This window comes from Dyella sp. 01N448 (assembly GCF_056399225.1).
Genome location: NZ_JBFTQX010000003.1, coordinates 366,422 through 378,661 on the forward strand (window position 1 = coordinate 366,422; position 12,240 = coordinate 378,661).

The following is a 12,240-nucleotide window of genomic DNA, read 5'->3' on the forward strand; positions in this document are numbered from 1 at the left end:
CAGCCACGCCTGGGTGTATCGCTTCGTAGGCTTGTCGTGAAGCCCCAGGCAACGGCGATGGTCACATCGGCCTGGCCTGGTTCGCTTCCAAAGATCCAGCCGTCGACACCACTCAGTTCGCGTTCCAGCAAATCGTGGGCCGCATGCAATTGCCCTTTGACGCGCTTGATCCAGCCTTCGTCGCGTTTGTCCGGATCGCGCTTGTCCTCGTAGACGATCTGCACGGCTTTTTCGCTGGCGGCGAGCGCGATACCGGTGAGGCGCAGTGCGCGTTGCCGGTCGGCTGCATTCGTCGGCATCAATGCGACGCGATCGCTTTGCGCCTGGGCCCAGTCGATGATCAGGCCCGACTCGGTAAGCATGCAGCCATCGTCCAGCACCAGCGTGGGCGCTTTCACCAGCGGATTGATCTGCTGGAACTCATCGAAATGCCGGAACACCGACATCGAGCGATGCGTGAAGGGGATGCCCAGCAGCCGCAGCGAAATGGCAGTGCGGCGCACGTACGGTGAATCGAGCATGCCGATCAGTTCCACGAACACCTCCGTCAGGAATGAAAGACGACGGTCTTGCTGCCGTTGAGCAAGACGCGGTCGTCCAGATACAGCCGCAGCGTGCGCGCGAGCACGCGGCGCTCGATGTCACGGCCGATGCGAATGAGATCTTCCGGCGTATCGGCGTGGGTGACCCGTTCGATGTCCTGCTCGATGATCGGGCCTTCGTCCAGCTCGGCCGTGACGAAATGCGCGGTGGCGCCAATCAGCTTGACGCCGCGGCGGTACGCCTGGTGATACGGACGGGCGCCCTTGAAGCCGGGCAGGAACGAGTGATGGATGTTGATGCAGCGGCCAGCGAGTGTTTGCACCAGCTCGCGCGACAAAATCTGCATGTAGCGCGCGAGCACCACCAGATCCGCCTGCGATTGCTCGATCAGTGCGGCCAGTGCGCCTTCCTGGTCGGCGCGGCTGTCACGGTCCACCGGCAGGTAGTGGAAAGGAATTCCGTCGAGATCCAAATGGCGATAGGTTTCGCGCGGATGGTTGGCAATGACGCCGGCGATATCCATCGGTAGCTCGCCGATCCGCCAGCGATAGAGGATATCGGCCAGGCAGTGGTCGAACTTGGACACCAGCAGCAACACGCGCCGACGTTGCGCACGATTGCGCAGCATCCATTGCATGCCCAGTTGCTGGGCGAATCCCTCGAAACCCGGCTTCAGCGCGTCGAGGTCGCGTTCGGCGTCTTCGAACACCAGGCGCATGAAGAAGCGGCCCGTCTCGGCATCGCCGAATTGCTGTGCTTCGATGATGTTGCCGCCGTTTGCGGCCAGATGGTTCGACACTGCCGCCACGATGCCAGCACGGTCAGGACAGGAGAGTGTCAGGACGAACTGGCCGGGAATGATCATGGCATGCGCTTCATGGCGTCCGATGAAGAATCAGTTCCAGCACCGCCTTGGTGCCGAAGAAGGCAAGCAGCAGCACACCCATGCCCACCAGGGTGAGATTGACCGCGCTACGGCCGCGCCAGCCATGCCGCCAGCGGCCGATGAGCAGGGTGCCGAACACCAGCCACGCGATGATCGACAGCACCGTCTTGTGGATCAAGTGCTGGCCGAACAGGTTGTCCACGAACAGGATGCCGGTGAGCAAGGTGAGCGTGAGCAGCAGGAAACCGGCGCCGATCAGCCGGAACAGCAGCGTCTCGGTCAGCGTCAGCGGTGGCAGCGCGCGCATCCAGGTGCCCACCTGGCGATGGCGCAGCGCGCGCTCCTGCACGGCGAGCAGGATGGCCAGCGCCGCGGCGATGGACAGCACGCTGAAAGCCAGCAGCGCCACCGTGACATGCAGCTTGATCTGCCATTCCAGCGGCAGCGGCGCCGTGACAGGAGCGGCAAAGATGTCCAGCCCCAGCAGCAAGGCGGTGAGCGGAAATACGATCACGCCGAGCGCGGCCACCGGTCGCCAGATATTCACCACCAGGGTGAAGGCCGAGACCACGCAGGCGACCAGCGACAGCGCGGAAAAGAAATGCAGGTCGAGCGCGCCGCGATGGGCGCCCAGCAGGGTGCCGGCGTGGAGCAGCACGGCACTGCCAGCCAGCAGCAGCGCGGAGCGGTTCAATGGTTGCCCACCTCCGAGCAGCGGCCGGGCCAAAGCCGTCGCTGCGGTGAGGTAGAGCACGATGGCGAGCAGGGCAAAAAGGACGGTGGCGGCCATAGCGGGCGAGTGTGGCATGGGGCCTTGGGGGTGGGTAGAGGGGGCACGTCGTTGTGACGGGGCGCCGTCCGCATGGTTTGGGGACGTGCGATCGGCCATCCCTCGTCCCAATTTGAACGGGCCCGCCCCACGCCCGCACCAGCGGTTGCCATCCCGCTATAATCGACCTTTTCCGCCCACCGGCCTGACCATGTTCGAGTCCCTCAGCCAACGCCTCTCCACCACCGTCAACCGCTTGCGCGGCCGTGGCCGCCTGACCGAGGAAAACATCCGCGAGTCGATGCGTGAAGTGCGCATTGCGTTGCTGGAGGCCGACGTCGCCCTGCCGGTGGTGCAGGCCTTGATCGAGCGCGTGAAGGTGCGTGCCGTCGGCCAGGAAGTGATGAAGAGCCTGTCGCCGGGCCAGGCGCTGGTGAAGGTGGTCAGCGACGAGCTGACGGCAGTGATGGGCACTGCCAATGCAGAGCTCAATCTTGCCCAGCAGCCGCCGGCCGTCGTGCTGATGGCGGGCCTGCAGGGTGCGGGTAAGACCACCACGGTGGCCAAGCTCGCGCGTTTCCTCACCGAGCGCAAAAAGAAGAAGGTGATGGTGGTGAGCTGCGACGTCTATCGTCCGGCCGCCATCGAGCAGCTGCGCACGCTGGCCGAGCAGGTCGGCGTGAAGTTCTTCCCGTCCGAGGCCGGCCAGAATCCCGTTGATATTGCCAAGGCCGCCATCGCTGCGGCCCGCCGCGAAGTGGTCGACGTGCTGCTGGTCGACACCGCCGGCCGCCTGCATGTGGACGAGGCGATGATGGCCGAGATCAAGGCGTTGCACGCCGCGATCACGCCGGTCGAGACGCTGTTCGTGGTCGACTCCATGACCGGCCAGGACGCGGCCACCACCGCCAAGGCGTTTGCCGAGGCGCTGCCGCTCACCGGCGTGGTGCTCACCAAGACCGACGGTGACGCCCGTGGCGGTGCGGCCCTCTCGGTACGCTATGTCACCGGTCGTCCGATCAAGTTCCTTGGCGCGGGCGAGAAGACCGATGCGCTGGAACCGTTCCATCCCGACCGCGTCGCGCAGCGCATCCTGGGCATGGGCGACGTGCTGTCGCTGGTCGAGGAAGTGGAGCGCAAGGTCGACCAGGAAAAGGCGCAGAAGCTCGCCGAGAAGGTGATCAAGGGCAAGCGCTTCGATCTCAACGACATGCGCGACCAGCTCGAGCAGATGTCCAATATGGGCGGCCTGGCCGGCCTGATGGACAAGCTGCCGGGCGTATCGGGCCTGCCCGATAGCGTCAAATCCAAGGTCAACGACGGCGAGATCAAGCGCATGGTCGCGATCATCCAGTCGATGACCAAGAAAGAACGCCGTCATCCGGATCTGTTGAATGGTTCGCGCCGTGCCCGCGTGGCGCGCGGCTCGGGCACGCAGCCGGCCGACGTCAACCGTCTGCTCAAGCAGTACATGCAGATGGAAAAAATGATGTCCAAGCTGTCCAAGGGCGGCAGCAAGGGCCTGTTGCGCCAGATGCGTGGCGCCATGAAGGGCATGGGCGGCATGGGCGGTGGTTTGCCCCCGATGCGCTGAGACTGAACGGTCCGGCCAGTCAATCTGGCCGAATTTGCCTGCCAGCTCTTCCTTTTTCCTCAAAATTCATTAAAATGCCGCGTTCACCGCGCACCGCTGAGTGCGTGCTGCCGGCATCCCGGCAACTCTGGAGCTTTTACTTATGGTCAAGATTCGTCTTTCGCGCGGCGGCGCCAAGGGCCGTCCGTTCTACCACATCGTTGTCACCGATCAGCGCAACAAGCGCGACGGCCGCAGCATTGAGAACGTCGGTTTCTACAACCCCGTTGCTTCGGGCAAGGACAAGCGCCTTGAGCTGAACGTTGCCCGCGTGCAGGAGTGGGTGGGCAAGGGTGCGCAGCTGACCGACAAGGTCGCCGCCCTCGTCAAGGAAGCCGGCAAGCAGCAGGCTGCCTGAGTATGACGGCAGCCGGTCGGCGCGTCCTGGTGGGACGCATCGTCGGGCTGTACGGCGTGCAGGGCTGGCTCAAGATCGAATCCTGGACTGAGCCCCGCACGAAGATCTTCACTTACCAACCTTGGCTGCTGAGTTCGGCGCCGGGTGCGGAAACGGAGATCGCAGGAGTGAAGGGTCGTCCGCAGGGCAAAGGGCTGGTAGCCCAGCTGCCCGGAGTGGACGACCGGGATACGGCGGCAGCGTTGGTCGGGCAGGACATTTATGTCTCCCGCGAGCTGCTGCCACCTCCTGGCAAGGATGAGTATTACTGGGTCGATCTCGAAGGTCTCGAGGTCGTCACCACGGAAGGCGTGGCACTGGGGCGAGTGAGTCATTTGTTCGCAACCGGCGCCAACGACGTCGTGGTAGTGAAGGACGGTACGCGCGAGCGGCTGGTGCCTTTCATCCAGGGATCTTATGTGCGTTCGGTGGACTTGTCCGACGGGCGCATGGTGGTGGACTGGGATCCTGAATTCTGAGCGCGCCACGCGCTGCATCAAGGGTTGAGGATCATGCGCATCGATGTCGTCACGTTGTTTCCCGACTTCATGCGTCAGTGTGCTGCCGTTGGCGTGGTGGGGCGGGCCCAGCAGCGTGAGCTGCTACAGGTGGAAACCTGGAACCCGCGCGATTTCGCCACCGACAATTACCGCACCGTGGACGGCCGCACCTGTGGCGGCGGGCCCGGCATGGTGATGCTGATTCAGCCTTTGCGCGATGCCTTGAAGGCAGTGCGCGAGGCCGCACCGGAACCGGTGCATGTGATCTACCTCAGCCCGCAGGGCGCGAGGTTGACGCAGGGTAGGGTGGAAGCGCTGGCCAAGTTGCCGCGCATCGCCTTGCTCTGCGGGCGTTACGAAGGTGTGGACGAGCGTCTGCTGGCGCACGAGGTCGACGAAGAGCTTTCTATCGGCGATTATGTGCTGTCCGGCGGTGAGCTTGGCGCCGCGGTGATCATCGATGCCGTGGGCCGCTTGCAGGACGGTGCGTTGAATGACGCGCAGTCGGCGCAGCAGGATTCGTTTTCGGACGGACTGCTGGATTGCCCGCACTATGCAAAGCCGGTGCATGACGCACTGGGAGACGTGCCGGACGTATTGCTCTCCGGCGACCACGCGGCCATTCGTCGCTGGCGCCTGAAGCAATCGCTGGGACGGACCTGGTTGCGGCGTCCCGATCTTTTGGCGCAGCGCGCGCTGGATGCACAATCCCGAGCGCTGTTGGACGAATTCCGCCGCGAGCATGCTCAGCAGACGCGGCACGACGATACGGCCCATTAAGGGCGCAGAAATTAGACAGGTGTTGCCATGAACAAGATCATCGAACAGTTCGAAGCCGAGCAGATCACCCGCCAGCTGCCGGAATTCGGCCCTGGTGACACCGTGGTGGTCAACGTGAAGGTGAAGGAAGGCAACCGCGAGCGCGTTCAGGCGTTCGAGGGTGTTGTCATCGCCAAGCGCAGCCGCGGCCTGCATTCGGCCTTCACCGTGCGCAAGATCTCGCACGGCACGGGCGTGGAGCGCGTGTTCCAGGCGCACAGCCCGGCCATCGACTCGCTGGAAGTGAAGCGCAAGGGCAAGGTGCGTGGCGCCAAGCTGTACTACCTGCGCAACCTGGAAGGCAAGGCTGCCCGCATCAAGGAAGACGTGGCTGCTGTGTCGGCCGCCAAGGCTGCGAAGAAGAAGGCTGCTGCCGAGTAATTCGGGCGCCTCTTTCGATTCGATTCGACGAAACCCCGCGGAGCGATCCGCGGGGTTTTTGTTTGGGCTTTTTTGGCCCGCCGTCCGAAGAGACCTGATTTCTGCTCGTCATCCCGGCGCAGGCCGGGATCCAGAGCCTCGGTGTTTGGTCGTCGCCTCTCCGCCAGCGTGCCGCCTACGCGGCGGGCGTTTCGATCGGCTGCCGCCGACCGAGTCACTTTTCTTTTGCTGGCCCAAAAGAAAAGTAACCCAAAGAAAATGGCCTGATAACGCCCGCAGCATCGTGTTGGGATAAACCAGAACGCTCGAGGCGCGTCGTCATGGGACAACCTCCGAGGGTACACAGCGGGTAGTTCAAAGCGCTGCGCAACGCGCCCGAATCGCTGAGGACTTAAAGCGGGGCTCGCTACGCGTCGCTTTGGTCAGCGCGTCGAGGTCACCCTTGCGATTTACCTGTGGGAGCGCACCCTGTGCGCGACAGGCACGCTGGGATGTATCGCTCCGTAGGTTTGTCGCGCACAGGGTGCGCTCCCACAGTTTTTTCCCCTCTCCCTCGGGGGAGAGGGCTGGGGCATTGCCACCTTTACGGTGGTGAGGGGCGGGTGCTCGCGGAGTGACTTCATCAGGCGAGCTTTTTTGAAAGGCCGCCCTGGGACTGAGTCCCCTCAAGCCAACCGCTGGGGTTCCTGCAGGAAGTTGCCCTGCACGAAGTCCACGCCGCAGGCGAACAGCAGCGAGGTGCTGGCGGCGTCTTCCACCCATTCGGCGATGGTCTGTTTTTTCAGCTCGCGTGCCTGGCGGCAGATGTCGGCCACCTTTTTCTGGCTTTCCTGCTGTTGCGGCAGGTCGGCCATGTAGCTGCGGTCGATCTTCAGATAGTCGGCATTGATGTGGTTGAGCAGCTGGAACGAGTTGAGGCCTGAGCCGAACTGCTCGAGCGCGAACTGGCCGCCCAACTTCTGCCAGGCCTGGATGAATTCCTGCGCCGGGCGCAGGGCGGTCACCACCTTGCTCTCGGTCATTTCCAGCACGAGCTGGCCATGCTTGAGCGCGGCCTGCTTGAGGCGTTCGCCCAGCCAGGGAAGCAGCGCCTTGTCTTCCAGCGAGCCGGAGGTGAGCTTGACGAAGAACGTCGTCGGCTGGCCCATGCGATCGCGGGCGCGCAGATGTTCGATCGCCTGGTTCAGCACCCAGCGATCGATCGCCGGGGTGAGGTTGTGTTTTTCGGCGATCGGCATGAAGAAGCCGGGGAGTACCTCGCCCTGCGGGCCATTGAGGCGCAGCAGGATTTCGGAGAACTCGCCTTCGGCATCCTGCAGGCTGATCGTCTGCTGGTGGTACAGCACGAATTCGTTCTGAATAAGCGCCTGGTCGATCACGCCCAGCCAGTAGCGCTCGCGCTCTTCGTCGGCCTTTTCGCGGGCCGCCGGATCATGCAGGTCGCTGCGATTGCCGCCCTGGCTCTGCGCGTTGCGCAGGGCCTGGCTGGCCTGGTTGAGCAGCAGTTCGGTATTGGCGTTGCGCTCGCCCAGCAGGCTGCCGCCGATGCTGGCGGTGATGGTGATGGAGCGCGAGCCCAGGTCGAAGATGCCCCCGGCGATGGCCTGCTGCAGGCCGGCAATCCACTGCTTGATGCCTTCGTCGTTGCGGGTATGCAGCAGCACGCCGACCGTGTGTTCCGCCAACAGGCCGGCGGTGTCCTGGGCGGTGAGCTGGCCTTCCACGCGATTGGCAAAGGCGGCCAGCAGCTCGTCGGCCTTGGACAGGCCGACGCCTGCCACGATGCTCTGCCAGTTGTCAGGCTCGATCAGCAGCAGCGACTGGCCCTTGGTGCCCTGGGTGGCCGCGGCCACCGCTTCGTCGATGCATTCGAGCATGCGCGAGCGGTTGAACAGGCCGGTGACCGGATCGCGCTGCAGCTGTTCGATGACGTTGGCGTCCACCATATGGCGGCGGAATACCACTTGCAGGCAGGGCTCGCCTTCGAAGATGGCGTGCGCAAATTCCACGCTCGCCTTGAAGCTGGTGGCGTCGGCGCGGCGCGCCTGCAGCTCGATGGCGCCGTTGACCTTCTCGCCCTTGGACAGGCCCTTGAGGGTGTTCTTGAATTCGTCGGCGTCGTTCGGGCTGATCATGTCCAGCACGGGCAGGCCGAGCAGGTCATCGAACTCGGTATAGCCGAAGGTGTCCAGATAGGCCTGGTTGGCGCGCACGTGCATGCCTTCGTGCACATAGGCGATGGCGTCGGTGGACGAATCGAGCAGCGCATCGCAGCGGCGCTCGGATTCGCGCAGCGCGGTTTCCAGGCGGCGCAGCTGGCGGCGCGCATTGAGCGCATCGAATTCGCGCTGGATCACCGCCATCAGCTGCTTGGGCTGCGGACGCAGCGCGACGCTGCGGGCGCCGTTGACGAACAGCTCGGTGATGGTGGCGTTGTCCACTTGGCCGACCAGTGCGATCAGCGAGAGGTCGCGGCCGTGGGCATCGAGCATGCGCGACACCTCGCGCAGCTCCAGCGTGCCCACCGATGGGTCGAACAAGACGATGTCAGGGCCCAGCTCGTCCAGGGCGGCGGTGATCTGCTCGGTGCTGGTGGCGCGTGCCGGTCGAACCGCGATGCCGCTGTTGCGCAGCAGGCTGATGATCTGTTCCGCGTCTTCGACTGACTTTTCGATGAAAAGTATCTTTATGACCTGGTCGGTTTTCATGGGCTCGTCGAGCTATCCGTTGTTCGCCGCTGCTGCTGATACCTGCCGTGTCAGCAGGGCGCGTGCCATCCGTGGTTGTAACGGATTCTTCCGGTCACTGCCAGCGGAATTGTTCCGGGAGTGACGCGGCCCACAACTGTGCCGGCCTTCTGTTACAGGGGCCGCTTCGATGCCTCGCCGCCCACCTCGCGGACCAGCTTGGGAACGAGATAGCCCGGCAGGCGTTGACGAATGGCGTCGACCAGGGCGAGGGCCCGGGCATCGTCGACCTCGAAATGCGCCGACCCCTGCACGCGATCCAGCTGATGCAGGTAATAGGGCAGCACGCCCGCCGCGAACAGCCGCTCGGACAGGGCGGCCAGGGTGTCGGCGTCGTCGTTGATGCCGCGCAGTAGCACCGACTGGTTGAGCACGGTGGCGCCCATCTCCCGCAGGCGGGCGCAGGCGGCATCAACGGACGCATCGAACTCATTGGCGTGATTGGCGTGCAGCACTACCACCTTCTGCAGTGGCAGCTCGCCCAGCCAGCGGCCAAAGGCCTCGTCGACGCGCTCGGGCAGCACCACCGGCAGACGGGTGTGGATACGCAGGCGGGTCACGTGTGGAATCTCGGCCAGGCCGCGGGTGAGCTCGTCCAGCTTGGTGGTGGCCAGCGACAGCGGGTCGCCCCCGGAGAGGATCAGCTCGCTGATGGAACTGTCCTGGCGCACGTGCTCCAGCGCCTTGCGCCACTGGCCGGCGGCGGCCATTTCGTCGCCATAGGGGAAGTGGCGACGGAAACAGTAGCGGCAGTTGATGGCGCAGCTGCCGCTGGCGATCAGCAAGGCGCGCCCTTCGTATTTGTGCAGCACGCCCTGGGCAGACCGGGCGGCCATGTCGCCCACCGCATCCACGCCGAACCCCGGCACCTGGTCCAGCTCAGCCAGCTGGGGCAGGACCTGCAGCAGCAGGGGGTCGAGCGGATCGCCACGGCGCATGCGGGCCACGAAGCCACGCGGCACGCGCACGGCAAAGCCGGCATCGTCTGCCGGCAACCGGTGGGCCAGCGCTTCCAGACCTACCAAGGCCAGCAATTCCTGCGGATCGGTGACGGCCTCGCGCCACAGCGTGCGCCAGTCGGGTCCGGGCACAGATAGGCGGGCGGCATGGCTTGCGGTTATCATAATGGGTCTTGAAACGGGCCCAGTGCCCGGGAAACCACCTATTCTAGCTGCCTGCGGGCGGCGTCACATCTGGAGTTCAGCATGGCCACCGCCGGTCTCAACGACGTCAAGAAGGGAATGAAGATCCTTCACAACAATGACCCCTGGGTCATTACCGACGCCGATTTCATCAAGCCCGGCAAGGGTCAGGCGTTCACCCGCATCTTCATCCGCAACCTGAAGAACGGCCGCACCAGCGAATCGACCATGAAGTCCAGCGACAGCTTCGAAGTCGCCGACGTCGTCGACACCGATATGCAGTACCTGTATTCCGACGGCGAGTACTGGCACTTCATGCAGCAGGAAACCTTCGAGCAGCACCAGGCCAACAAGGCTGGCATGGGCGATGCCGTGAAGTGGCTGAAGGGCGAGGAAGAGTGCGTGGTGACGCTGTTCAACGGCGAAATCATCTCCGTGCAGGCGCCGAACTTCGTCGAACTGAAGATCACCGAGACGGATCCGGGCGTGCGTGGCGACACCTCGGGCGGCGGCGGCAAGCCGGCCACCTTGGAAACCGGCGCGGTGGTCCGCGTGCCGCTGTTCGTCGGCACCGATGAAATGATCAAGGTCGACACCCGCACGGGCGAATACGTCAGCCGCGTCGGCAAGTGACGTATCGGCCCGCGCCTTGCGCGGCCTGCCATTACGTCATGCCTGCGGTCCCTGTTTGGCAGGTGCGCGGGAATAATGACGAAGCCTGAGCGGTAACGAAGTCAGGCAATCATGGGGCGGCCACCGCAAGGTGATCCGCCCCATGTCGTATCCAACACAAGAAAAGTGAGCCACCGGATGAGCCAGAACGCCCCGCAAACCGTCGACCTGTTGATCGAAGCGCGCTGGGTCGTGCCGGTGGAACCGCATGCCGTGGTGCTCGAACATCACGCTGTGGCGGTGGATCAAGGCGCCATCGTGGCCTTGCTGCCGATTGCCGATGCGCGCGCCGCCTATGCACCGCGTGAGCGCGTGGAGCTGGGCGAGCACGTGCTGATCCCGGGTCTGATCAATACCCATACGCACAACCCGATGACGCTGCTGCGCGGCCTCGCCGACGATCTGCCGCTGATGGTGTGGCTGCAGAAGCACATCTGGCCGGTCGAAGGCCAGGTGATCGGGCCGGAGTTCGTACGCGATGGCGTGGAACTGGCGGTGGCCGAGATGATTCGCGGCGGCACCACCTGCGCCAACGAAAACTACTTCTTCCCGGACGTGATTGGCGCCACTTATCGCCGCATGGGTTTCCGTGCCGTGGTTGGTCTGCCGGTGATCGATTTCCCTACGGCCTGGGCGAAGACGCAGGACGAATATTTCGATCGTGCCATCGAAGTGCACGACAGTTTCCGCGGCGATGCGCTGGTGAGCACCTCGTTTGCGCCGCATGCGCCGTACACCGTGTCGGACGAAAGCTTTGAACGCATCCGCGTGCTGGCCGATCAACTCGACATCCAGGTGCATCTGCACACGCATGAAACCGCGCATGAAGTGGAAGAAGAGAAGGCCAAGAGTGGCCTGCGCCCGTTCCAGCGACTGCAGAAGCTGGGCCTGGTCAACGATCGCCTGATCGCCGTGCACATGACCCAGCTCAACGACGCGGAAATCGAGGCTTGCGCAACAGCGGGCGTATCCGTGGTGCATTGCCCCGAATCGAACCTCAAGCTCGCCTCGGGCTTCTGCCCGGCGGAGAAGCTGCGCCAGGCCGGCGTGAATGTCGCCATTGGCACCGACGGCTGCGCCTCCAATAACGATCTGGACATGTTTGGCGAGATGCGTACGGCTGCGTTCCTGGCCAAGGCCGTGGCCAACGATGCGGCGGCCTTCGATGCGGCCTATGCGCTGCGTGCGGCCACCCTCAACGGCGCCCGCGCGATGGGTCTGGAAGATCGCATCGGTTCCATCGAAGCGGGCAAGCAGGCCGATCTGGCCGCTGTTCGTCTGTCCGATCTGGAAACGCAGCCGCTGTTCCACATCGCCTCGCAGCTCGCCTATGCCGTCGGCCGCCATCAGGTCACCGACGTGTGGATCAACGGCGTACGCAAGCTGGCCGGCCGCATCCTCACCGATATCGACACCGACGCCGTGCTCGCCAAGACGCATGCCTGGCGCGAACGCATCGCCGCGATCGATGCGGGTTGAGAGGGGCGCGATGAACCGCTATCTGGTGATGATGATGCGACGCGCGGATTTCGATCCGGCCATCGTGCAGCCGCACAAGGATTTCATTGAAGGCTTGCGCGCCGGCGGCCGTCTGGAAATGACGGGTGCCTTCGGCGACAAGTCCGGCGGCGCCTATCTGGTGCGTGCAGTCGATATGGACGAGGCCCTGGCCATCGTCCACCAGGACCCGGCCCACACCCGTGGCGGCTGGGACATCACCGTCTACGAATGGAACGCGCGCTAAGCTCCGC

General features: G+C 64.2%; 12 protein-coding genes and 1 pseudogene. 8 read left to right on the forward strand and 5 right to left on the reverse strand.

Annotation, left to right across the window (positions count from 1 at the left end):
- Positions 1-95: 95 nt before the first annotated feature.
- The 3 genes and pseudogenes from AC1DKY_RS05735 to AC1DKY_RS05745 form a co-directional block, all read right to left on the reverse strand.
- Positions 96-521, reverse strand: a pseudogene (locus AC1DKY_RS05735) (glutathione S-transferase family protein); the annotation flags it as partial.
- Between the two features lie 26 nt (positions 522-547).
- Positions 548-1,408 carry a formyltetrahydrofolate deformylase gene (purU, locus tag AC1DKY_RS05740; protein ID WP_441604325.1) on the reverse strand — a complete coding sequence of 287 codons (861 nt, stop codon included), beginning with the start codon at positions 1,406-1,408 and terminating at the stop codon, positions 548-550.
- A gap of 10 nt (positions 1,409-1,418) precedes the next feature.
- Positions 1,419-2,237 carry a cytochrome C assembly family protein gene (locus tag AC1DKY_RS05745; RefSeq protein WP_441604324.1) on the reverse strand — a complete coding sequence of 273 codons (819 nt, stop codon included), beginning with the start codon at positions 2,235-2,237 and terminating at the stop codon, positions 1,419-1,421.
- Between the two features lie 172 nt (positions 2,238-2,409).
- Between AC1DKY_RS05745 and ffh the strand changes: the two genes are divergently transcribed.
- The 5 genes from ffh to rplS all read left to right on the forward strand — a co-directional run bounded on the left by ffh (position 2,410) and on the right by rplS (position 5,928).
- Entirely contained in the window at positions 2,410-3,792 is a 1,383-nt protein-coding gene (gene ffh, locus AC1DKY_RS05750) for a signal recognition particle protein (RefSeq protein WP_441604323.1), read from the forward strand.
- Between the two features lie 142 nt (positions 3,793-3,934).
- Complete coding sequence (gene rpsP / locus AC1DKY_RS05755; RefSeq protein WP_109125566.1) at positions 3,935-4,189, forward strand: 30S ribosomal protein S16; 255 nt, start codon at positions 3,935-3,937, stop codon at positions 4,187-4,189.
- Between the two features lie 2 nt (positions 4,190-4,191).
- On the forward strand, positions 4,192-4,707 hold the full coding sequence (rimM, locus tag AC1DKY_RS05760; RefSeq protein ID WP_441604322.1) for a ribosome maturation factor RimM: 516 nt from the start codon (positions 4,192-4,194) through the stop codon (positions 4,705-4,707).
- 33 nt (positions 4,708-4,740) lie between these two features.
- Complete coding sequence (gene trmD, locus AC1DKY_RS05765; protein WP_426271161.1) at positions 4,741-5,508, forward strand: tRNA (guanosine(37)-N1)-methyltransferase TrmD; 768 nt, start codon at positions 4,741-4,743, stop codon at positions 5,506-5,508.
- 27 nt (positions 5,509-5,535) lie between these two features.
- Entirely contained in the window at positions 5,536-5,928 is a 393-nt protein-coding gene (gene rplS, locus AC1DKY_RS05770; protein WP_204635229.1) for a 50S ribosomal protein L19, read from the forward strand.
- 665 nt (positions 5,929-6,593) lie between these two features.
- Here rplS and AC1DKY_RS05775 read toward each other — a convergent pair.
- Together AC1DKY_RS05775 and epmB are read right to left on the reverse strand one after the other, a co-directional pair.
- Positions 6,594-8,636: an EAL domain-containing response regulator gene (locus AC1DKY_RS05775; protein WP_441604321.1), complete on the reverse strand. Its 2,043-nt coding sequence runs from the start codon at positions 8,634-8,636 to the stop codon at positions 6,594-6,596.
- A gap of 152 nt (positions 8,637-8,788) precedes the next feature.
- Entirely contained in the window at positions 8,789-9,799 is a 1,011-nt protein-coding gene (gene epmB / locus AC1DKY_RS05780; protein WP_441604320.1) for an EF-P beta-lysylation protein EpmB, read from the reverse strand.
- Positions 9,800-9,880: 81 nt separating this feature from the next.
- On the opposite strand from epmB, the gene efp reads away from it, so the two are divergent.
- The 3 genes from efp (at position 9,881) to AC1DKY_RS05795 (ending at position 12,233) form a co-directional block, all read left to right on the forward strand.
- A complete protein-coding gene (gene efp / locus AC1DKY_RS05785; RefSeq protein ID WP_441604319.1) occupies positions 9,881-10,450 on the forward strand; it encodes an elongation factor P in 570 nt (189 codons plus the stop codon).
- Positions 10,451-10,627: 177 nt separating this feature from the next.
- Positions 10,628-11,968 (forward strand): TRZ/ATZ family hydrolase, encoded by a 1,341-nt coding sequence (locus tag AC1DKY_RS05790; RefSeq protein WP_441604318.1) that lies wholly within the window; start codon positions 10,628-10,630, stop codon positions 11,966-11,968.
- A gap of 10 nt (positions 11,969-11,978) precedes the next feature.
- Positions 11,979-12,233, forward strand: a complete 255-nt coding sequence (locus AC1DKY_RS05795; protein ID WP_441604317.1) for a YciI family protein — start codon at positions 11,979-11,981, stop codon at positions 12,231-12,233.
- The last annotated feature ends 7 nt before the right edge of the window (positions 12,234-12,240 follow it).